Origin of the sequence: Glutamicibacter uratoxydans (assembly GCF_006539925.1) — a bacterium.
In the GTDB taxonomy this organism is placed as follows: Bacteria; Actinomycetota; Actinomycetes; order Actinomycetales; family Micrococcaceae; genus Glutamicibacter; species Glutamicibacter uratoxydans.
This window is the reverse complement of record NZ_BJNY01000011.1, coordinates 132,165-154,255: the sequence shown is the minus strand read 5'-3', so window position 1 is coordinate 154,255 and position 22,091 is coordinate 132,165. Positions and strand designations below refer to the sequence as shown.

Here is a 22,091-nt window from a genome sequence, read left to right as displayed (position 1 = left end):
CAATCACAGCACCATTTTGAAGTGAAGGGACGGATCCACCAAGCATGGACCCTATAAATTCACCGGCACCCGAGGCGCGGACCTACCCTCCGCAGTTCCCCTCGGGCGCTCTTGCGCCGACCGCCCGCACCCTGGTGGACATCGTCAAGGCCACCGCGCTGCAGCACCCCGATGCGCCGGCCATCGACGACGGCGACAGCATCGAAACCTATGCCGAGCTGGTCGAGGAGATCAAGGCCAAGGCCCGCCGCCTGCACGAGCACGGGCTGGGCGCCGGCGACCGCATCGGCGTGCGCGTCCCTTCGGGCACCAGGCACCTCTACGAATGGATCCTGGCGGTGCTGTGGATCGGCGCGGCCTATGTGCCGGTCGACGGGGATGACCCGGACGAGCGCGCCAAGGTGGTCTTCACCGAGGCCGAGGTCGCCGGCATCATCAAGGGCACCGACCAGATCGTGGTCTCCTCCGAGCGCCCCGCCCCCTTCCCCGACCCGCGCGAGCCCCAGCTGGGCGACGACGCATGGATCATCTTCACCTCCGGCTCCACCGGAAAGCCCAAGGGCGTAGCCGTCACCCACCGTTCGGCGGCCGCCTTCGTGGACGCCGAAGCGCAGATGTTCCTGCCTTCGGACCCGCTGAATTCCTCGGACCGCGTGCTCGCTGGCCTCTCGGTGGCCTTCGACGCCTCCTGCGAGGAAATGTGGATCGCCTGGCGCAACGGCGCCTGCCTGGTCCCCGCCCCGCGCGCCCTGGTGCGCAGCGGCATGGATCTGGGCCCCTGGCTGGTCTCCCGCGCCATCACCGCGGTGTCCACCGTGCCCACCCTGGCCGCGCTGTGGCCCGCCGAGGCGCTGGAATCCGTGCGCCTGCTGATCTTCGGAGGCGAAGCCTGCCCTCCAGAACTGGCAGGGCGCCTGGCCACCGACGGCCGCGAAGTCTGGAACACCTACGGGCCGACCGAAGCCACCGTGGTGGCCTGCGGCGCCACCATGGACGGCAGCCTGCCGGTGCGCATCGGCCTGCCGCTGGCCGGCTGGGACCTGGCGGTGGTCGACCCGGAAGGCGTGCCGGTGGCGGAGGGCGAATCCGGTGAGCTGATCATCGGCGGTGTGGGCCTGGCCCGCTATCTGGACCCCGAGAAGGACGCTGAAAAGTACGCGCCGATGCCCACCCTGGGCTGGGAGCGCGCCTACCGTTCGGGCGATATGGTCGTCAACGACCCGCTGGGTTTGATCTTCATCGGCCGGGTGGATGACCAGGTGAAGATCGGCGGCCGGCGCATCGAACTGGGCGAGATCGACGCGGCGCTGAATTCGCTGCCGGACGTCTCCTCCGCAGCGGTGGCGGTGCGCGAAACCAACACCGGCAACAAGATCCTGGTCGGATACCTGCAGGCCGACGAGGGCTATGACCTGAAGGCCGCCCGCGAGCACCTGCTCAAGGACCTGCCAGCTCCGATGGTGCCCATCCTTGCGGTGGTTGACACCATGCCGATGAAAACCAGCGGCAAGGTGGACCGCAACGCGTTGCCCTGGCCTTTGGCCGGGGCCGATGAGGCGACCGAGGGCGAAGAGCTCACCGGCCTGGACGAGGTGGGCGAATTCGTGGCCGCCGCTTGGAAGGGCGCCCTGGGCGTCGCTGTGACCAGCGAAAACGCTGACTTCTTCGCCGTGGGCGGCGGTTCGCTCTCCGCGGCCCAGCTGGTCTCTGCGCTGCGCGCCCGCTACCCGGATATCACCGTGGCAGACCTCTACGACTACCCGCGCTTCGGCTCGCTGGTGGAATTCCTCGGCGGGCAGCAGGTGGCCACGCAGGCGGCAGAACCCCGTGCGGTGACCCGCACCAAGCGCGCCACCCAGTTCGCCCAGTCGCTGATTTCGGTGCCGCTGTTCATCCTCTCCGGCCTGCGCTGGTTCACTTACCTCATGCTCGGCCATGCGCTGCTGCTGGCGGTGGGCATCTTCTCAGCCCCGCTGCCGATGCCCTGGTATGTGCTGGCGGTGCTGTGGCTGGTGTTCGTCACCCCGCTGGGCCGCATGTGCATCTCCATCACCGCCAGCAAGATCCTGCTGCGCGGCCTGAAACCGGGAACCTATCAGAGGTCCGGGTCAATGCACCTGCGCCTGTGGCTGGCACAGCACATTGCTGATGTGGTGGATCCGGTGTCGTTGGCCAGCGCGCCGCTGCTGCCCTGGTATGCCCGCCGACTCGGCGCGAAGATCGATCGCAGCGCCACCGTCCACACCCTGCCCCCGGTCACCGGCATGCTCACCGTCGGCGCCGGGGCCACCCTTGAACCCGAGGTCGACGTCTCCGGCTACTGGATCGACGGCGACCTGGTACATGTGGGCGCCATCGAGGTCGGCGAGTTCGCTTCCGTCGGCGCCCGCTCCACCCTGGTGCCCGGGGCGAAAGTTGCTGCGCGCACCATCGTCGAGGCCGGCTCAGCGGTCTTCGGCGAGACCAGGGAGAATTCCCGCTACGCCGGCTCCCCCGCGGTGCGCCAGGGACGCAGCAAGCCCAAGTGGCCGGCGGCCCAGCCTGCCTATAACCGCCTGGGGCGCGTAGCCGGCGGACTGGGCTCCATCGGCCTGAACTTGGTGCAGTGGATTCCGGTGGTGCTTGCGGTCTTGGCGGTGGCTCCGCTACTGCGCGGCGAGCAGTCGCTGGCCCAGCTGGGCTTCACGTTCATCCCCGTGGTGCTTTTGGGCACCGTTGTCTGGTTCTTCTCGCAGATGCTGCTGGTCATCATCCAGGTGCGCCTGCTGTCCATCGGCCTGGTCGAAGGCTGGCATTCGGTGACCTCGCGCATCGGCTGGCAGGCCTGGGCTACCGAGCGCGTGCTGGACACCGCCCGCGACCAGCTCTTCCCGCTCTATGCCAGCTTGTTCACCCCGGTGTGGCTGCGCCTGCTCGGCGCCAAGGTGGGCCGCGACGTAGAAATCTCCACGGTGCTGCTCATCCCGAAGATGACCACGATTTCCTCCGGCGCCTTCCTGGCCGATGACACCATGGTCGCCTCCTATGAACTGGGCGGCGGCTGGATGCACATTGCTCCGGTGCGCGTGGGCAAGAAGGCCTTCCTGGGCAACTCCGGCATCCTGCATGCGGGGCGCCGGGTGCCCAAGCGCTCGCTGATCGCGGTGCTTTCGGCCACCCCGAAGAAGATGAAGGCAGGCAGCTCCTGGCTGGGCTCGCCTCCGCACAAGCTGCGCCGCACCACCGTGGACGCTTCCTCCGAGCGCACCTACCAACCGCCGATGAAGCTCAAGGTGGCCCGTGCCCTCTGGGAGCTGACCCGTTCGCTGGCGGTCTTCGCCACCGTCGCCATCGCCGCCGGCGTGCTCTGGGCACTGTCCGAGCTGACCGCCGTGGCTGGCCCGTGGGCGGCGGCCCTGCTCTCCGGCGCCGTATTGGTGGCCGCCGGTGCCGTAGCGGCGTTCATCGCCGTGGCGGTGAAGTGGCTGGTGGTCGGGCCGATCAAGCCCGGCGAGCACACCCTGTGGAGCTCGTTCATCTGGCGCACCGAAATGGTCGACTCCTTCACCGAGCTGGTCTGCGCCCAGTGGTTCGCCCGCCTGGCCTCCGGCACCCCTGCACTGGTCTGGTTCCTGCGAGCGCAGGGGGCCAAGATCGGGCACGGCGTGTGGTGTGAAAGCTACTGGTTCCCCGAAGCGGACCTGGTGACCCTGGAAGACAAGGCCACGGTGAACCGCGGCTGCGTGCTGCAGACCCACCTGTTCCACGACCGCATTATGTCCATCGACTCCGTCACCCTGGGCGCCGGCGCCACCTTGGGCCCGCACAGCGTGATCCTTCCGGCCGCCCAGATTTCGCAGGGCACCACCACCGGGCCTGCAAGCCTGGTGCTGCGCGGCGAGGTTCTGCCTGCCAATACCTACTGGCGGGGCAATCCGGCAGTACGCTGGAACATCGAGGAACCAGCAAGCACCGCCAGCACGCCGGCCTAGTGCGGGCCCGACCACGAACCATTGAGGAAGCACCGACTGTATGCCCCACCAAATACTGGATGAGTACACCAAGCACCATGGCTCCCCCGCCTACACCGTCGAACACTATGACCTGGATCTGACGGTGAAGCTTGCCAGCAACCTGCTCGATGGCAAGGCGGTGCTGCGGGTGCGGGCGCTGCAGCAGATCAGCGAGGTGGCGCTGAACCTGAGCGGGCTGAAGGTGGTGAAGGCCTTAGTCCAGGGGCGCAAGGCAGCGGTGTCCAAGAAGCACCACCGCACCGTGATCGCCCTGCCCCGCCAGCTGGCGGCCGGGGAGCATGCGGAAGTGTCGCTGCGCTATACCGGAAGCCCGCAGGCCCCGGACGGCCAGTGGGGCGAGGTCGGCTGGGAGGAGCTCACCGACGGAATCCTGGTCTCCGGCCAGCCGGTGGGCGCCTCCACCTGGTTCCCGTGCAACGACCACCCCAGCCACAAGTCAAGTTACCGGTTCTCCATCACCACCGATGCCGGCTACCGCGCGGTGGCCAACGGCAAGCTGGTCTCGCACCGCCGGGCGGCCAGCCGGGATACCTGGATCTATGAGCAGCACGAGCCCATGGCCACCTACCTGGCCACGCTGCAGATCGGCCGCTACTCGGAGATCCCCTTCGACAAGGAGCGCCACATCCTCGCCTACTCGGTTCCGGGTCGGGACAACCAGGTGCGCGGCGCCTTCAGCAGGCAGGGCGAGATGGTGGAGGTGTTCGAACGCCATTACGGCCCCTACCCCTTCGAGGACTACAAGGTGGTAGTGGTCGACGACGAGCTGGAGATCCCGCTGGAAGCCCAGGGCATGAGCATCTTCGGGACCAACCACCTGTCTCTGGACTGGGAGGCCCAGCGGCTGATCGCCCACGAGTTCGCCCACCAGTGGTTCGGCAATTCGCTCACCCCGCTGCGCTGGAAGGACATCTGGCTCAATGAGGGATTCGCCTGCTTCAGCGAGTGGCTGTACTCGGACGGCGCCAAGGTGATGAGCCTTGAACAGCGGGCGAAAGATGCCTGGGAACTGCTGCACTCCCAGGAGCAGGATCTGCTGATCGGCGATCCGGGGCCCAAGGACATGTTCGATGACCGCGTCTACAAGCGCGGCGCGCTGACACTGTATGCGCTGATGAAGCATCTTGGACGCGACAGGTTCTTCGAGATCGTACGCGACTGGGTGTCCCGCTACCGCTTCGCCTCGGTCAGCACGCAGCTGTTCATGGAGCATGTGGCGGAGCTTGCCCCGCAGGCGAACACGCACGAACTGTTCGACAGCTGGCTGTTCAGCTCCAAGCTCCCGGACTTCCCCGGGTAGGAAATCCGCGTAGGCGCCCCGCGCCCCGAAGGAACTGAAGCCGTAAATGTGACCACTCATGACGCGAAAGCCGTTGTTCTCGATCACATTTACGGCTTTCTCCGTACCCACGTCAGGGTCTGTTTACCAGAAGTTAACCCAAGGATTTTAAGCTGGCGAGCATGACGATCGAACTCCCCCTGCTTGATGAAGCGCTCAACGGCTACAGCGTGATTGACATTGACGATGACGACCCGGTGCTGGTGCGCGCCGACGGCTCCATCGTTGACACCTGGCGGGAAGACTACCCCTATGAGCAGAAGCTGGACCGCGACAGCTATGAAGTCCAGAAGCGCGCACTGCAGATCGAGCTGCTAAAGCTGCAGAAGTGGGTCAAGGCCAACGGACGCCGCCTGATGATCGTTTTCGAGGGCCGCGATGCCGCAGGCAAGGGCGGAACCATCAAGCGATTCACCGAGCACCTGAACCCGCGCGGCGCGCGCACCGTTGCCTTGGAGAAGCCGACCGAGCGCGAATCCACCCAGTGGTACTACCAGCGCTATGTCGAGCATTTCCCTTCGGCCGGCGAGATCGTGCTCTTCGACCGGTCCTGGTACAACCGCGCCGGCGTGGAAAGGGTCATGGGCTTCTCCACCGAAGAACAGGTCGCCCATTTCCTGCACCAGACCCCCAGCTTTGAGCAGCTCCTGGTCGATGAAGGCATCGACCTGGTGAAGTTCTGGTTCTCAGTTTCTGCCGGGGAGCAGCTCACGCGCTTCACCATCAGGCGCATCGACCCGGTGCGCCAGTGGAAGCTGTCCCCCATGGACCTGGCGTCACTGGACAAGTGGGATGACTACACCGCGGCCAAGCGGGAAATGTTCCTGAAGACCGACACCGAGCACGCCCCGTGGACCGTCGTCAAGTCCAACGACAAGAAGCGCGCCCGACTACAGGCCATGCGCCATGTGCTCAATCTCTTCGAGTACACCGGCAAGGACCACGAATTGGTGGGCACCCCTGATCCGAAGATCGTCGGCCGCGCCGCCAAGGTCATCTCGCACGGAGAAGAATTCTAGAAGTGCGAAGATCCTCCGGCGCCTGAAAAGCTGCCACCGCCTCCGGAGTATCCGCTGGAAACTCCGGAAGAGGAAGAACTGGCCGCTTCTCGGGAGCTGTCCACCGAGCTGACGCCCGCGTGGTAGCCCACGTTGAAGCTCTGCACCCGCCAGAAGAGTTCTCCGGGGCTGGTGACATCCAAGATCGACCCGCCGCCTTGGTAGCCGCCGCTGGAATAGTTGGTGCGTTCGGTGCGCAGTGCTTCGCGCATATCGCGCTTCTCCTCGTCGCTTTGCGCATAGGCATCGATTTGTGCAGTGGCGAAAGCGTCGAGCCGCTCGGTCAGCTGCTTGCGCAGTTCGCTCAATTGATCCAGCGCCGCGTCGACGCCAATGTTTTCGGCTTTCAGATCAGTTCCGATTCTTTCAACGTCTGCGGCCGCATCCACCCCAAAGGATTCCAAGGCTGCTGCGGCACCCCTCGTACCTTCTGCTGCCTCTGAGGTGAGATCCGGCAAGGCCGCCAGGTCCTCAAGCAGCGGCGCCGTCTGGGCTTGCCAGGCCTGTTCCCAGGTCGCCGAACGGGTGTACAGCGCGGCTGCGGCAATGATGGCGTCGTCAGTGGCATCAAGGTTTTGGGCGTTGAGGCTAAAGGATTCGGAGTTCTTCACCGCATCCGCGGTGCCCCGTTCCTTCTTCGTGGCAACTTCCAATTTTTGCTGTTCGGTGAATGATTCCCGGTATCGCTTCATGAAGTCTGCAAACCGCCGTTCAAGGTCGGCGGCATGCCGTGAACCGGTGGGCAAGGTCCGCGCCGACAGCTCCGTCGTTTCCAGGTCCATCGTGACGTTGCTCAGATGCTTGCGCCCCTGCTCCAAGGCAGCTGCGAACTTCTTGCGGCGAGATGACCTCGTACCTGCAACACCCAGCGCAGTCCCGCCGCCGATGACTGCAATGACGCCGCCGAGAATCCACAGCGTCGGCTGAAGATACCAAGGGCGGTTAATGATTTTTGCCCCTGCGGCGGCAACATCGATCACGCCGTCCGTCCAGCGGGCCGATCGAAAGTTGTCATATCCGGCCTTATGGATTTTCTCCATCTGTCCCTCGGAGACTTTGCGGTCTTCGCCGAAATAGGTGCCGATCTGCCCCGAATACTTCCCTTCCCGCGACAGGGTAATGATGAAGTATCCGTCAGCCCAATAGTCTCCATAGTCTTCAGGATCAGACGAAATCCATTCAGGATGCGACTTTTTGGCGTAGAGCAGGGTTTCGGTATTGATATTGTCCGAGTAGTCGCCGGTGCGCGAATAGACAACGACCTTCGTCGGCTCGTGGAAATCCAATGCGCCGATGGCGTCCTGCAGCTTCTGTTCATTGAGCACATCTGCGGTGTCATAGACTTCCACCGATTCAATGTTTATTCCTGTCTGCACTGCGACCGCCGGCGTAGCGGCTTGGGCTGCTGGAGCAAGAGCAAGGAGTCCGAGCACAGCAAGCGCCGTCGATCTGCGAACAAATACCGAGAATCTACCAACGAACACAGCCGTGGACCTCCTCTGGGCACCAGGCCCGGTAGAACCGATGATGAACTTCGACCATCGTATCGGCTAATTCACGTTCCAGCGGGCCCAGACCGCAGTGGCCGTGCGGTGTGATTCTTCAGAAAAGCTTCATTGTCCGGCGAGTGCGCACTACATCGAAGCCGGGAATCCACTGATGTCATCAGATTCACGCGACCTGAGATCGACCAAATTATTGCTGATCAGAACGGATAATCTGCAAACATCCAGAATTTGATGAATGCGCGAAAGGCCCAATTTGTCAGAAAACGTCATATCCCACGGTAAAATCATAGAATGACTAGCATTGACGATTCCGGCGCAGCCGTACTATCTGAGACCGAGCGCGAAGTTCTCACCTGGGACACTTTTGGTGTTGCCTCCCGTGAGCTCGCCCAGACCGTCGTCGACAGCGGCTTCGAAACCGATGTCGTTGTGGCCATCGCCCGTGGCGGCCTGCTGCTTGCCGGCTCGATCGCCTACGCACTGGGTGCCAAGGCCTGCGGTGCATTGAATGTAGAGTTCTACACCGGCATTGGCACGGTTCTGCCCGAGCCAGTTGTTCTTCCTCCGATGCTTGACGAGGGCGCGCTGCGCGGCAAGAACGTTCTTCTCGTTGACGATGTTTCCGACTCCGGCCGCACCCTGGCCAAGGTGCTTGAACTGATTTCCGAGTGGGGTGCCAACGTCAAGACTGTCTGCCTCTACACCAAGCCACGCACCATTTTGGTTCCAGACTTCGAATGGCGCCGCACCGACAAGTGGATCACCTTCCCATGGTCGGATCTGCCACCGGTGACCAAGACCGAAGAAGCCAAGTAAATAAAGTTCGCAGCAGATGAAGGACGACAATATGTCGTCCTTCATTGCTTTAACTCCGCCAGCGCTCTGGCTAATTGGACGGGCGCATCGGATCTACTGCTTCATCCGTGACGCTGATGCTTGCCTGGTCCTTATCCGGCAAATGCGTGCCTGCGCCGCGCTGCACAAGAAGCACTACTCCCCAGGCGATCGCGATCGTGACAAGAACGGCGATGGTCCCAAGCACGAACACCAAAAAACATGACCAGATCGCTCGTCCCATCGACATTCCTACGATCCCCCATCGTTTGCGAGCTTTTTGCATTCCGTCACGTAATCTCGGCATTAACTTACCAAATATTGAACCGTGAAGCTGAGTCATCGCGATTCCGGTAGTAGACTCTTCGCAATAGCGAGCACTGGTAACCGACTAGTCAGCGCATCAAACTCTTGGCTATTCTTCTTCCTTCGCCCCATGCGATGAAGAATTCTAGGTGTGAAGGGAAACTGTCAGTGCCAGCTAATGCCTTGAGAAACTATTGGGCCAGTCGGATATTTGCAGCAGTTTCCGGAACCACAGCACCGGTTGTTGTCACGATGGGAACACTGCAAAACGCTGCGGGTGCTCCATATCTTGCCGGCATGCTCAGCGCCCAAGTCGTAGGCCAACTCGTGGCCATGGCCTGCGCCGGATTCATCCTGGACCGCAGCAACCGAAAACTATTCTTGATACTCGTCCAAGGCGTCACTGGAGCCTGCTGGGTCCTCTTCGCTGTTCTGCTGGCCACTTCGCCGCAGCAGCAGTTTCCATGGATCCTGTCATCTGGCTTGCTGGGCGTCTTGGGCGGCCTGAACGGGCCGGCAACCCAAAGCCTGCTTGCCTGGCTGGTCGCCAAGGACCAGATGCAGCAGACCGTGGCCAAGCTGCGAATCAGCCTGAATACCGTGGCTTTGCTGATGCCGGCGCTGGGCGGGCTGGCCTTGGGGTTTGTTTCTGGGGCCTATGTTGCATTAGTGCTGGCGCTGTTCATGGCGCTTTCGGCGATTACCCTCTGTGCTCTTCCCAGTGCCATCGGCCAAAATACGCAGCAGGATTCTTCGGCAGGTTGGCGTGATGCGCTGCAGCCGTGGTTCATTGCCGTAGTGCTGCTGACGGGTGTGATGAACCTGCTATGGGCTGGCTACTTCCAGCTCAATGGACCGAAGGTCTTTGACCATGCTTCACAGAACGGTGCGCTGCACTGGGGAATCGTGTCCACCGCTCTTGCTGCCGGGCTCATCCTTGGCGGGATCTACTACAAGGGTTATTCATTCAAGCGCCCGTTGAGCACGACGGTGCTGCTGCTCGCACCGAAGGCATTGCCGATTCTCCTGGTGGCCCTGCTGGCCCAGTGGTACTGGGTCGCGGCGGCGGCATTTATTGCAGGCTTCTTCCTTGAGGCGTTCGCCGTCAATTTCTACACCCAGGTGCAGCTTCGGATGCCGCAGCGTTCCTTGGGAACGGTACTGTCCTTGGACGGCTTCATAGGTTTGGGGTTAATGCCGGTGGGCTACGCTCTGGCAGGATCGACTTTCGCCGCGGGCTCACTGGATCTGGCCGGCATCGCCGCGGCGGCCGCCACTGTCCTCTTGGCGGTGTGCGGGTGGTTCATCCTGCGCTCTTCGAAAATGTCTGTTGATTACAGCAGCGAAGAACCGCAGAAGGAAACTGCCAAGTCATAGGCGCGGCTTTGCCCAGCCCTCGGTGAGCTTGATACCGATCAGCTGCGGATCTCCTGGCGTTTCGACCGCCGCCGACCAGTGAAGCGGCCCCGGCAGCAGCCCGTCAAGGATTCTCCAGTCTGGCTGGCCGGACGTTGGGCGGACGCCGGCATACACCTGATCCAGGCCGCGGCTCAGCCCCACGCCGCAGGCCTTGAGCAGCGCTTCTTTGCGAGTCCAGATGCGTGTGAATTCTTCGGCCCGCTCCGGTGGAGCCAGGGCATCCAATTCTTTTTGCTCGGCGGGATGCAGCTGCCGGGCAACAAGTTCAGCACGACCGATGCTAGCTCGCGGCTCAAGATCAACTCCGCAGCGCGAGGAACCAATGGCGGCGATCGCGAAGCCTGCCGCATGCGACAGCGAAAAGTGGATCCTGCGCTGCGCGCCCGCCGGTTCAAGGACTGGCTTTCCGTGGGGCCCGCCGCACCGGACGCACGGCTCGGCAGAGAACTTCAGGCTCCCGGCCGGCATGTCCGTCACCGCCGCCAGCGCATGGCGCAGCAAGAGATGCGCTGTGACCCAGTGGCGTCGCAGTGCTGCGTCCTCGAATTGGGCGGCGTGCTCCAGTTCGGGCTGGCATAGCAGCTGTTCGTTATAAAGCGCTGAGGGAAAAGCAGCTGCCTCGGTGAAGACCAGAGCAGTGAAGTCCGGCCTTTGGCCGATCGCTGCCAGAGCACCGTGCAGCTCTGCCTGCGCGGTGGCCTGTTCCCATGCAATCCGAGCATAGGGCAACGCCCCGGCACCCTGCCTGTGCAGGATGCCGGGGCGTTTGAAAGGGTTGCGCATGCCTAGCGCTGTACTGCGCCGAACTTCTGCGCTGCGACCTCAACGGCCGCGGCACGGGCAGCGGACGCCTCGTCGGCAGTCAGGGTGCGGTCGGTGGCCCGGAAGCGCAGGCCGAAGGCCAGCGACTTCTTGCCTTCCTCGATGCCCTTGCCTTCGTAGACGTCGAACAGTGCAACGTCTTCCAGCAGCTCGCCGGCGCCTTCGCGCAGGGCGGCCAGCACATCGCCGGCGACGACCTCGCGGTCGACCACCAGCGCCACGTCCTGGGTAGCCAGCGGCTGGGTGGACAGGTGCTGGGCAACGACCACGGCAGGTGCCGCTGCCAGCGCGGCGGCGGCATTCAGTTCGAAGGCCACGGTGCGAGCCGGCAGGTCCAGATCCTTGAGCAGGGCCGGGTGCAGCTCCCCGGCGTAGCCGACGATCTCGCCGTTGATCTTTAGCGCTGCTGCACGTCCCGGGTGGAATGCCTGGTGGCTGCCCTGGGCAACCTCAAGCTCGGTGCCCAGGATGTCTGTGACGGTGCGCGCGGCATCCAGTGCGTCGGCCCAGTCCCAGGCGCGTGGGGTGAAGCCTGCGGCGGCGCGCCCCTCATTGCCGGTGAGCACGCCGGCAACATGCCATGGCTGGTCCGGGACCCCGGCGAAGAGCTCTGCGAGCACCTCGTCGCTTGGCTTAGCGCCCAGCGGAGGTAGCACGGTGGAGCCGAGCTTGTCCCCTGGCAGGAACACCAGGCCGCCCTCGTAGAGGGCCAGGTCGCGGAAGCCGCGGCCGTGGTTGCGGCGTGCGGTGTCCAGCAGGCCCGGAAGCAGGCTGGTGCGCAGGAAGCGGAATTCCTTGGAGATCGGGTTGGCCAGGGTGACGGCCTTGACCTCGGTGCCGGCTACTGCAGTTCCGAAGGTGTTGTTCTGCGCCTCGGAGACGAACGGGTAGGACAGGATTTCGGTCAGCCCGAAGTCTGCCAGGCCCTGCAGCACGCGGCGGCGCTGCGACTGGGTGCGGGTCAGGCCGCGGCCCGGAGGCGCCACCGGAAGGGTGGCTGGAATCTTGTCGTAGCCGACGATGCGGGCCACTTCTTCCACCAAGTCTTCCTTGATGGCGATGTCGGGGCGCCAGCTTGGAGCGGTGACCTCGAAGCCCTCGGCCACCTTGGAGACCTTTGCGCCGATGCCTTCCAATGATTTGGTGATCTGCTCATCGGTGTAGTCGATGCCGATCAGCGCCGAAGCGAACCCGGTAGGCAGCAGGATCGTTGCCGGTGCAGGAACCTGTCCCGCGTCGGTGATCTTTGTGGTTTCGGTGCCTCCGGCCAGCTCGACCAGCAGGTCGACCGCGCGCTGCGCGGCAATCTGCATAAGCTCCGGATCCACGCCGCGTTCGAAGCGCTTAGAGGCTTCGGACGGCAGCTTGTGGCGGCGGCGCGAACGGGCGATGGACACCGCATCGAAGTGGGCGGACTCGATCAGCACGCGGGTGGTGGAGTCGGAGACCTCGGTGGAGGCTCCGCCCATCACGCCGGCAATGCCGATGGCGCCGGATTCATCGGTGATCAGCAGGTCCTCGCTGGACAGCTCGCGTTCCTTGTCATCCAAGGTGGTGAGCTTCTCCCCCGCAGCGGCGCGGCGCACGGTGATGGCGCCGGAGACCTTGTCCGCATCGTAGAAGTGCAGCGGTGCGCCCAGTTCCATCATCACGTAGTTGGAGATGTCCACCGGCAGCGAGATGGAGCGCACGCCTGCCAGCTGCAGGCGCGAAGCCATCCAGCGCGGGGTCGGGCGGGTCGGATCGATGCCGGTGACTTCGCGGGTTACGAAGCGGGTGCAGCCTGGCACTCCGTAGATCGGGGCCTCGTCCTTGAGCACGACCTCGTGGCCGGCCTCGGTGGCGGCGCTGACCTTCACGATCGCCGCCGGGTCGGTGTACTCGGTGCCGGTGGCCAGCCCGTATTCGCGGGCTACGCCGCGGATGGAGAAGCAGTAGCCGCGGTCCGGGGTCACATTGATCTCCGCCGTCTGGTCGTTCAGGCCGAACAGCTCCATGACGTCGGTGCCCAGCTCCGGATCGAGGCCCAGGCGGGAGAGCACGATGATACCGTCGTGGTCTTCACCGATGCCCAGCTCGCGGGAGGAGGCGATCATGCCGGCCGAGGTGTGGCCGTAGGTCTTGCGCGGGGAGATCTTGAAGTCCCCTGGCAGCACGGCACCCGGCAGGGTGACGACGACCTTGTCGCCCTCGACGAAGTTGTGCGCGCCGCAGACGATGCCCTGAACCCCTGAGGGGTCGATGCCCTTGCCGGTCAGGGTCTGCTCGGCGCCTTCTGGAACCACGCGGACCTGGCACCAGTTGATGGTCTTGCCGTTGGAGGCTTCCTCCTTGACCAGCGAGAGGACCTGGCCGACTACGATCGGGCCGGCGAGCTCGTCCGATGGGCGGTGGACGTCTTCTTCTTCAAGGCCTACCTTGACCAGGTCTGCCATGATGTCTTCGGCCGAGGCGTCGGCCGGTACCTGCGCGTACTCGCGCAGCCATGAAAGTGGAATACGCATGTGCTTAGATCTCCATCCCGAAGTGCTGGCTGAAACGGACGTCGCCCTCGATCATGTCGTGCATGTCAGGGACGTCGTTGCGGAACATGAGCGTACGCTCGATGCCCATGCCGAAGGCAAAGCCGGAGTACTCCTCCGGGTCGATGCCCGCGGCGCGCAGCACGTTGGGGTTGATCATGCCGCAGCCGCCCCACTCGATCCAGCGCGGGCCGCCCTTGGCGCCCGGGTGCCAGATGTCGAGTTCGGCGCTCGGCTCGGTGAATGGGAAGTAGGCAGGGCGCAGACGGATCTTCGCTTCGGCGCCGAACATCTGGCGTGCGAAGTGCTCCAGGGTGCCGCGCAGGTCTGCCATGGTCAGGCCCTTGTCCACTGCCAGTCCTTCGAACTGGTGGAAGACCGGGGTGTGGGTGGCATCGAGTTCATCGGTGCGGAAGGTGCGTCCCGGGCACAGCACGTAGACCGGTACCTCGCGCTCGAGCATGGAGCGGACCTGCACCGGGGAGGTGTGGGTGCGCAGCACCAGGTGTGCGTCGGCAGGCTCGATGAAGAAGGTGTCCTGCATTTCGCGGGCCGGGTGGTCCGGCTTGAAGTTCAACGCGTCGAAGTTGAACCACTCGGATTCAACTTCCGGGCCCTCGGCGATTTCCCAGCCCATGCCGACGAAGATGTCGGAGACGCGGTCCTGCAGGACCGAAAGCGGGTGGCGGGCGCCGGTGCGGCGGCGGCGTGCGGCGGCCGTGACATCCACGGTTTCTTCCACCAGGATGCGGGCTGCTTCTGCCTCTTCCAGTACCACGGTGCGAGCGGCCAGGGCCTTGTTGACCCGGCCTCGGGCACCTCCGACGAGCTTGCCGGCGACTGCCTTTTCGGACTTGTCCAGCTTGCCGATCTGTCGGTTGGACAGGGACAGCGGCGACTTCTCGCCGGTGTGGGCAAGGCGGGCATCCTTCAGCTCGTTCAGGTCGCTAGCCGCTTCGATGGCAGCCAAAGCTGCCTCGACGGCGCCCTGGATTCCTGCTTCGTCGGTTGGGTGAGGGATGTTTGGCTCCGCGTCCGGAGCCTGTTCGGTTGTCTGATCAGACATGGGATCGATCGATCCTTACTCTTATCTTGTACTTACGCGTTTGAACACTTAGTTTCTATTCTATTGCCAAGGGCCTGTCTTCGTTTCAACGATGACAGGCCCTTGGTCCAGGATGCTCTAGAAGCTAGTGGTGCTTGCTTATTAGTGGGCGTCCTTGTTGGCCTTTGGCGCAAAAGCACCGGCAAAGACAAATGTCAGCACCAGCAGCGCCCCGCCGAAGACGATGGAGTAGAACAGGGCGTGGTTGGCCTTGCCGGTTGCGGTGTAGACCTCGGCGCCCTCGATCAGGTCGAAGGTCACGGTGTTGTGCTCGACTTCACCGGCGGAGTGGGAAACGACGGAGCCAGGGAAGCTCACCGCAACCTTTGCCTCGGTGAAGCTGGAGTCGACAGCGGTCTGGCCGGAGCCTGGCATGGTGAAGGTGAATTCCTTGCCGTTGTCGGTTACGGTCACCGGAATGTTGAACACGGAGAAGGCATCTGCAAGCTCGGTGTAGTTCATGGTCTTCGCGGTATCAAAGCGGATGCCGACGTTTTCGCCGTCATTCACCTCGGTGTAGGTCCACTGTCCGGCAAGCATGGAGTCAAGCTTGGACATGTCGACCTGCTGCGCCATGAGGTCCTTGAAATCAAGACCCTGCAGAGATTCTTTCGCGGTAGTCACTTCTACCGATCCGGTGACCTTGTCGGTGCCCTGGATGTCCACGCCGACGTTCATGTTGACGCAGCCCGACAGGGCCAAGATGGCGGTAAAGAATAGCGCAATGACGCTAAAGATTTTCTTCACGGAAGAAGCTCCTAGTGGATGTTGGTGGTTGGCCATGCTGCCAAGAGCACAGGCTTGGCTTAAGTCTACGGGGTTTGGCCGACGTGGCCGATTCGGCTTCGTGCCAGGCAGGCTCGGACGATGGGCGCGTCGGCTGGAATCCACGGAACAACTGATTCCAGGCGGTCGTCGAGGTCCAGCCAAGCGAGCTGGTCGTGGCCGTCGAGGGTTGCCGGCTCGCCCTGGGTAATGGCTGCGAACCAGACGCGCATGGCTGCCTTGTTATTCAGCCGCCAGCCTTGATCGATCGGGCCGGCGATTTCTGCCCCGAGCTCGATGTCAACGCCGAGCTCTTCGCGCAGCTCGCGGTGCACTGCCTCGATGTCGCTCTCCCCCGATTCAACCTTTCCTCCGGGGAATTCCCAGAGGCCCGCCAGCGCTTCGGGCCGGTTGCGTCGCGCGGCCAACATGCGGGTGGGTGTGTTCAGGTCATCGACGATGGCTACGGCTACGATTTGCTTGAGCTGTTCGCCCATGAATCAGAGTTCCCTTCAGGCCTTCGCCGCGTGCTGGGCACGCGCGGATCCGTAGAGGCAGACTGTTGCCGCGGTGCCGACGTTCAGCGACTCGGCGACGCCATAGAGCGGCACCGCAACGCGGAAGTCGGCACGGGCCTTTTCCTGCTCGTCAAGCCCCTGTCCTTCGTTGCCGAACAGCCACATGCTCGGTGCTTCGAGAACTGGCGCATCGCTCTCAAGCGCTGACGCACCGGGGTTGTGGGCGCGCAGGACCGCTTGGTCTTGAAGGGCGTCAAGGTTGTGGGCGGCATAGCCGTCGGCGGCCAGAACCTGGATGCCTGAGGTCTTGGTGGCGGCTACCAGATGGTCGAATTCGATGTTGCTGAGCACCGGCAGGTGGAACAGCGAGCCGACGGTGGAGCGCACCGCCTTCGGGTTGTAGATGTCTACGCTGCCCTTGGTCAGCACGACGGCGTCGGCTCCCGCTGCATCTGCGGCGCGCAGGATGGTGCCTGCGTTGCCCGGGTCTTGGACACGGCACAGTACGGCGATGAGCTGTGGTTTGGTCCCCAGAACTTCGCTTAGCTCCGGCTGGTGGATGGACACCACTGCCAAGATGCCCTGCGGGCTTTGGGTGTCCGCCATGGCCAGCAGCACTTCGCCGGTGACCAGGCGCGCGGTCACGTGCGCTTGGCGCAGTAGTTGGTCGAATTCCGGGTGGCTCTCGATGAATCCGGGCACCGTGTATACGGCGCGGATAATGTCGCGGCCGGCGCCGTGGGAGCGCAGCGCCTCGCGCACCGCCTGTGGTCCTTCGACAAGGAACTGGCCGGAGTTTTCACGCCCTTTGCGGTTGGCGAGCCTGGCGACCGCCTTGACTCGTTCCGCGCGGGGGTTGTCCATTACCTCAGTGGTTGTGCTGGTCATGCCTCGAGAATACCTTTCGCAAAACGCCAAAGGGTGGGCTCCGCAGCTAGTGCGAATCCCACCCTTTGGTGTGATCTGTCCAATGAAGAGTGAAGTCTTACTTCATCTTCTGACGAGCTTCGCCGCCAGCAGGCTCGAAGCCTGCTGCCTTTGCAGCCTCGATGGAGTTAAACCAGAACTCAGCGTCGGTCTGCTCGTACCAGGTCGAACCTGGCACGTGGTACTTGTTGGAACCAGCGTTGCCCTTGATGATGAAACCTTCGGGAACAACTGCACCTTCAGTGACCTTGAAGACACCGTCTGCTGCGGCAGCCTCAGGGGCTGGGGTCTCAGCCGAAGCGGCTGGGGCCTGAGCGGCCTTCGGAGCGGCGGCAGTAGCCTTGGCTGCAGCCTTAGGGGCTGCGGCTACTACCTTAGGCGCTTTTGGGGCGTTGACATCAGCCGGCAGGGCACCCTTTGCTACCTGAACCAGAGTTGCGAATGCGTTCGAGTCCGAAACAGCCAGCTCTGCGAGCATGCGACGGTCAACCTCGATCTCAGCAGCCTTCAGGCCCTGGATCAGACGGTTGTAGGTCAGGCCGTTGGCGCGGGATGCAGCGTTGATGCGCTGGATCCAGAGGCGGCGGAAGTCGCCCTTGCGCTTGCGGCGGTCGTTGAAGCTGTATACGAACGAGTGGAGCAGCTGCTCCTTGGCCTTGCGGTACAGGCGCGAACGCTGACCGCGGTAGCCCTTGGCGCGTTCCATTACGACGCGACGCTTCTTGTGGGCGTTTACTGCCCGCTTCACACGTGCCACGTGTGTCTCCTTCAAGTTGGTTCCCCATCCCTGAGGTAACAGGGTGGGAGAAGTCTATGGGTGGTGGGGTAATGCTTCCCCGAAATGCGAAAGGGAGGCTTAGAGGCCCAGCATCCGCTTGATGGTCTTCACATCGGCCTTAGCAACCAGCTGGTCAGAAGCCAGGCGACGGGTCAGGCGCGAGGACTTGTGCTCCAGGTAGTGACGGCGGTTGGCCTGCTGGCGGACGAGCTTGCCGCTGCCGGTTACCTTGAAGCGCTTCTTAGCGCCACTGTGAGTCTTGAACTTCGGCATAGCTGCCGTTCTCCTTACGTGCTCCATCCGGCAAGTTAATGCTGGACGGGGTTCATCCGAAGCGGGCCCCTTGGCAAAGGTGACCGCTAATGTTCTCTTTTAGTTGGATCTTCCAAGGAAGTTCCTTCACCGTCTAAGCGGTGACGGGCTCGAAAGCCCAACAGGTTTGGCTAGGCGTCGCCTTCAGCTGCCTGACGAGCCTGCTCAAGCTTTGCGCGAGCTTCGTCGTCCATCGCTGCTGCGACATTCTGACCTTCGGTCTCGACTGGCTCATCGGTGCGGATCTTGCGCTTGGCCGAATTGCGGCCGCCCGACTTCTGCTGCTGTTCGCGGCGAGCCTCGGCCTTGTTCTTCAGCGGACCAACAACCATGACCATGTTTCGGCCATCGATGCGCGGGCTGGACTCGATGGTGCCAACCTCAGCGACGTCTGCTGCAAACTTCTCCAGCAAGCGGATACCCATTTCTGGACGCTGCTGTTCACGACCACGGAACTGGATCATGGCCTTGACCTTGTCGCCTGCGCCCAGGAAGCGCAGTGCGTGGCCGACCTTGGTCTGGTAATCGTGGGTGTCAATCTTGAGGCGGAAGCGAACTTCCTTCAGGACCGTGTTGGTCTGGTTCTTACGAGCTTCGCGAGCCTTGACAGCGGCCTCGTACTTGTACTTGCCGAAGTCCATCAGCTTGCACACTGGAGGCTTGGCGTTGGGTGCCACCTCGACCAAGTCCAGATCGGACTCGTGAGCCAAACGAAGCGCGTCCTCGATGCGGACGATGCCTACCTGCTCACCATTGGGGCCGACGAGACGTACCTCTGGCACGCGAATGCGCTCATTAATGCGTGGATCGCTGATGTGTCACTCCTGAAATTCGTAATTCCGTAACCGCAAACGAAGAAGGCCCCCGTCTGCGATTGCAGGCGAAGGCCAAAAGGAACGACACAACAGTACTGAGGATATAAATCCGCACAACTGTTTCCGAACGCGCTCAAACGCATTCTGCCGAATTACCCGGAAGCCTTATGGCGGCGACGGCGGGTGGGAGTTGGCCTCCACTTGCATGGCTCAATACTAGTGCTTTTCTGCCCACCGGTGCTAACCAGTGGAATCCGAACTGCACGTATCGAGTCGGTCTGTGACAAGCTTAGCAGTATGAGTACCGAAGACACCAACTCGCATGAGCACACCGTCGACCAGCAGGTCCGTGACATTGCTGAAGTCGCAGCAGTAGAAATCATCACCACCGCAGCCGTTCACCTGATGAGCGCAGCAGCGGTCAAGTGCGGTTTGGCTGAGGGTGATGACGCAAATGAACTCAAGGATTTGGACGAGGCTCGCAAGCTGATCACCGCACTGGCAGGCCTAGTCACCGCCGGTGCACCGGAGATCGGCTCGCAGCACGCAGCACCCCTTCGCGATGGACTGCGCAGCTTGCAGCTGGCATTCCGCGAAGCCTCGCTGATCCCTGACGAACCAGGCAAGGGCCCGGGCGAAAAGTACACCGGCCCAGTGAGCTAATGCTCGTTTAAGAAGAAATTAAGAGATTAAGATCATCCCTGCACAGCTCGCCGTGAGCTGTGCAGGGATGATCTTTTTCATGCCCTGCTGCCTGCTGCGTCACGAAGGACGACGGGCGCAGGCTACAGCGCGGTACGCGTGGCAACCCTGCGGGCTCGAATCTTGCGGCGTATCTGCTGTGCAGTCAGTGCGAGCACCACAAAGACCACCGCAAGGATGCCGATGGCGGCGAAGGCTACTGCCGGACCGTATCCGTCAACGAACCATCCGGTCAGCGGGGAACCAATAGCCGTACCGGCGGTCATGGCCGAGCCGTACCATCCCATGGCTTCTCCACGGCGCTTCTCCGCCACAAGGTCTGTCAGCCATTCAGAGGCCGCAGAAAGGGTTGGGGCGCACATGAATCCAGGCAGCGCAGAGAACAAGGCCAGCGACCAAGGATCCCACGCGAAGTACATGGGAATAGTCAGCACCGCCATGAGCAGCAGCAGGATCAGCGGTGATATATTGCGGCTCATTGAGCCGTAGATCAATCCGCCGATCAGCGAAGCGCCGCACCAGAACAGGAACACCAGACCGAGCTGGTCGCTGTCGTTGGTGGCCTGGAGCTCGGCAAGAATCGACACCTCGGTGCCGGTGAGCAAAATCCCGGCGCCGGCGGAAGCAATCAGGACGGCCAGCACCGAAGCGCTAACCCAGCTGAAGCGATTCTTGAATGCCCGGCCGCGCTTCTTGATTCGGGCACGGGCAGACTTCCATCCCGCAAGAATCAATTCGCCTTCAACTTCCTGCACACCCATAGGTGCGGCGGCGATGAAGCTGGCTTCCGCGCCGAGCCGTTCCTCATGAACGTTGGCTCTGGCGGCGATGGCCTTAGGATCCGAGCTCTGCGTCGGCGGGTTCAGCAGCATCAAGGCAATGCCTGCAACGCTGGAGGTAATACCGATGACAGTCAGACCGATGACACTGGAGATCTGGGTTGCAACGATGCCTGCAGATGCCGGGCCGACGATGAACACCAATTCCGTGGCCGTGGCATCCAATGCGAATGCTGTTCGTCGTTGGTCCCCCACCGTCATAATGCCCAATGCGGTACGCACTACCGAAAAGACCGGCAGGGCGAACAGGCCTCCGATGAACGCCAACGGGTAGACCCAGACCAGCGGGACGTGCGGCACGGTACACCACACCGCCGATTCAATGATGACCGACGGAATCAACGCCCGGCGCAGCCCCCAGAGGTCCACCCTGGCGCCTCGCCACGGCGCACCGATGGCGATGCCGATGGTCATCAACGCCGTGACGGTTCCTGCCTGCACCCACATCAGGCCCATGTTGTTAACCAGGTGCAGGATCAGCAGCATGCCCAGCGCTGAATGCGGAAGTCTTGCCACCATGCCGATGGCAAGCAGTGAAGCGATCTGTGGTTGACGCAGGATCTGCCAGTAGCGCTTCATGGGTGGTGCTCCCCTTCTGGGTCGGCCCGCTTTTACGTCTGCGAGCTAAGTAAGCTGATTTCCAAGGAGTCGACCGCTTCGGCAAACTCGGTATTCTGGGCCAGGCGCCCATGGATTGCGCTCGTAATTTGTCGAGCGTCGTTTTCGCTGGTTCCAGCGGCAAAGACAAACTGCAGATTCAATTCCGGTCCCGAGCCTCCGCCCGAGACTGGTTTGCCTTGTGAATCTCGTGAGCCGACGCCGCGTCCCGGTGCCAGCTGCACTGTATTCAGCTGTTCGAATCCAACAGTTGCCTCTTGGACGAGGTCGGCGACGTTCTGGTTGAGGTAGCTTGGAGTCCAGTCGATTTGTTTGGCCAAATTCCAAACACCCGGCCTGCGCAAGACGAAGGTGTAGTCGCTTCCGGGATCAAGGACGACCAGCTGACATTCTTCGCTGACTGCGGACAGCGCGGCTCTTGGCGCATAGACTGCCACCGGCCTCGCTTCGGAATGCCAGGCCTGAAGCCTTTCGACCGTGGTGAACACCGGCAGAGCCATGCGGCCATCAGGGGCTTTGATTTTCACCAAAGCCATATCTGCTTCCTTATCAGAGGCGAAGCCATGTTCAGTCATTGCTTCCTCGCCCAGCTGGGCGATCACAGCAACAAAAACTCGGGCGTTTGCCAAGGATTTGTGCACCGCCGCTTCCGAGCCAACACCGCCGCGCAGATCGGCTAGGGCTTGAACAACTTCCGCATCGGCCAGTCCGTCGTCTTTGTCGAACTTGTGCAGCGGGTTGCCATCGCCTCCAAGGTCGCGGCCTTCCCAGCTTTGACCGGCGGAGTCTGCTGCAGATCCTGCTTGAGCCAACGCCGCGACGATATGTCCTGGCAGGTGTCTTTTTGGCGCAGATTCTGGTTGTTCGGTGCTCATGCCTCCATGCTATCGG

General features: G+C 62.7%; 19 protein-coding genes. 6 read left to right on the top strand and 13 right to left on the bottom strand.

Features of this window, described 5'->3' with window-relative positions; translation table 11 throughout:
* Positions 1–44 precede the first annotated feature (44 nt).
* From AUR04nite_RS10990 to ppk2, 3 genes are all read left to right on the top strand, one after another.
* Positions 45–3,971 (top strand): Pls/PosA family non-ribosomal peptide synthetase, encoded by a 3,927-nt coding sequence (locus AUR04nite_RS10990; RefSeq protein ID WP_141364920.1) that lies wholly within the window; start codon positions 45–47, stop codon positions 3,969–3,971.
* 40 nt (positions 3,972–4,011) lie between these two features.
* Entirely contained in the window at positions 4,012–5,313 is a 1,302-nt protein-coding gene (locus tag AUR04nite_RS10985; RefSeq protein WP_141364918.1) for a M1 family metallopeptidase, read from the top strand.
* Between the two features lie 161 nt (positions 5,314–5,474).
* A complete protein-coding gene (ppk2, locus tag AUR04nite_RS10980) occupies positions 5,475–6,371 on the top strand; it encodes a polyphosphate kinase 2 (RefSeq protein ID WP_141364916.1) in 897 nt (298 codons plus the stop codon).
* Here ppk2 and AUR04nite_RS10975 read toward each other — a convergent pair.
* On the bottom strand, positions 6,368–7,759 hold the full coding sequence (locus AUR04nite_RS10975; protein ID WP_170184179.1) for a DUF5129 domain-containing protein: 1,392 nt from the start codon (positions 7,757–7,759) through the stop codon (positions 6,368–6,370). The genes ppk2 and AUR04nite_RS10975 overlap by 4 nt on opposite strands.
* 450 nt (positions 7,760–8,209) lie before the next feature.
* Here AUR04nite_RS10975 and AUR04nite_RS10970 point away from each other — a divergent pair, with 450 nt between their 5' ends.
* On the top strand, positions 8,210–8,734 hold the full coding sequence (locus AUR04nite_RS10970; protein ID WP_141364912.1) for a phosphoribosyltransferase: 525 nt from the start codon (positions 8,210–8,212) through the stop codon (positions 8,732–8,734).
* 70 nt (positions 8,735–8,804) lie between these two features.
* Here AUR04nite_RS10970 and AUR04nite_RS10965 read toward each other — a convergent pair whose 3' ends face one another.
* Complete coding sequence (locus tag AUR04nite_RS10965) at positions 8,805–8,996, bottom strand: hypothetical protein (protein ID WP_141364910.1); 192 nt, start codon at positions 8,994–8,996, stop codon at positions 8,805–8,807.
* A 197-nt stretch (positions 8,997–9,193) separates the two neighbouring features.
* Between AUR04nite_RS10965 and AUR04nite_RS10960 the strand changes: the two genes are divergently transcribed.
* Positions 9,194–10,435 carry an MFS transporter gene (locus AUR04nite_RS10960; protein ID WP_141364908.1) on the top strand — a complete coding sequence of 414 codons (1,242 nt, stop codon included), beginning with the start codon at positions 9,194–9,196 and terminating at the stop codon, positions 10,433–10,435.
* On the opposite strand, the gene AUR04nite_RS10955 is transcribed toward AUR04nite_RS10960, so the two are convergent.
* From AUR04nite_RS10955 to infC, 9 genes are all read right to left on the bottom strand, one after another.
* Positions 10,430–11,260: a 4'-phosphopantetheinyl transferase family protein gene (locus AUR04nite_RS10955; RefSeq protein WP_141364906.1), complete on the bottom strand. Its 831-nt coding sequence runs from the start codon at positions 11,258–11,260 to the stop codon at positions 10,430–10,432. The two genes, AUR04nite_RS10960 and AUR04nite_RS10955, sit on opposite strands and share 6 nt — an antisense overlap.
* Before the next feature lie 2 nt (positions 11,261–11,262).
* Complete coding sequence (pheT, locus tag AUR04nite_RS10950) at positions 11,263–13,803, bottom strand: phenylalanine--tRNA ligase subunit beta (protein ID WP_141364904.1); 2,541 nt, start codon at positions 13,801–13,803, stop codon at positions 11,263–11,265.
* Positions 13,804–13,807: 4 nt separating this feature from the next.
* Positions 13,808–14,887 (bottom strand): phenylalanine--tRNA ligase subunit alpha, encoded by a 1,080-nt coding sequence (gene pheS / locus AUR04nite_RS10945; protein ID WP_141364902.1) that lies wholly within the window; start codon positions 14,885–14,887, stop codon positions 13,808–13,810.
* Between the two features lie 141 nt (positions 14,888–15,028).
* Positions 15,029–15,673, bottom strand: coding sequence for an LppM family (lipo)protein (locus AUR04nite_RS10940; protein WP_170184177.1), 645 nt, complete (start codon positions 15,671–15,673; stop codon positions 15,029–15,031).
* A gap of 65 nt (positions 15,674–15,738) precedes the next feature.
* Positions 15,739–16,188: a (deoxy)nucleoside triphosphate pyrophosphohydrolase gene (locus tag AUR04nite_RS10935; protein ID WP_141364898.1), complete on the bottom strand. Its 450-nt coding sequence runs from the start codon at positions 16,186–16,188 to the stop codon at positions 15,739–15,741.
* A gap of 15 nt (positions 16,189–16,203) precedes the next feature.
* On the bottom strand, positions 16,204–17,097 hold the full coding sequence (locus AUR04nite_RS10930) for a TrmH family RNA methyltransferase (RefSeq protein ID WP_141364896.1): 894 nt from the start codon (positions 17,095–17,097) through the stop codon (positions 16,204–16,206).
* A gap of 97 nt (positions 17,098–17,194) precedes the next feature.
* Positions 17,195–17,893: a 50S ribosomal protein L20, sunset domain variant gene (rplT, locus tag AUR04nite_RS10925; protein WP_141364894.1), complete on the bottom strand. Its 699-nt coding sequence runs from the start codon at positions 17,891–17,893 to the stop codon at positions 17,195–17,197.
* A gap of 99 nt (positions 17,894–17,992) precedes the next feature.
* Positions 17,993–18,187, bottom strand: a complete 195-nt coding sequence (gene rpmI, locus AUR04nite_RS10920) for a 50S ribosomal protein L35 (RefSeq protein WP_047121169.1) — start codon at positions 18,185–18,187, stop codon at positions 17,993–17,995.
* Positions 18,188–18,357: 170 nt separating this feature from the next.
* A complete protein-coding gene (gene infC / locus AUR04nite_RS10915; RefSeq protein WP_246055491.1) occupies positions 18,358–19,008 on the bottom strand; it encodes a translation initiation factor IF-3 in 651 nt (216 codons plus the stop codon).
* A 330-nt stretch (positions 19,009–19,338) separates the two neighbouring features.
* Here infC and AUR04nite_RS10910 point away from each other — a divergent pair, with 330 nt between their 5' ends.
* Positions 19,339–19,704: a DUF1844 domain-containing protein gene (locus AUR04nite_RS10910; protein WP_141364890.1), complete on the top strand. Its 366-nt coding sequence runs from the start codon at positions 19,339–19,341 to the stop codon at positions 19,702–19,704.
* A 122-nt stretch (positions 19,705–19,826) separates the two neighbouring features.
* Here the strand turns inward: AUR04nite_RS10910 and AUR04nite_RS10905 are convergent, their stop codons facing one another.
* Positions 19,827–21,161 carry an MFS transporter gene (locus AUR04nite_RS10905; protein WP_141364888.1) on the bottom strand — a complete coding sequence of 445 codons (1,335 nt, stop codon included), beginning with the start codon at positions 21,159–21,161 and terminating at the stop codon, positions 19,827–19,829.
* A gap of 32 nt (positions 21,162–21,193) precedes the next feature.
* Positions 21,194–22,075: an SseB family protein gene (locus tag AUR04nite_RS10900; RefSeq protein WP_141364886.1), complete on the bottom strand. Its 882-nt coding sequence runs from the start codon at positions 22,073–22,075 to the stop codon at positions 21,194–21,196.
* Positions 22,076–22,091: the final 16 nt, after the last annotated feature.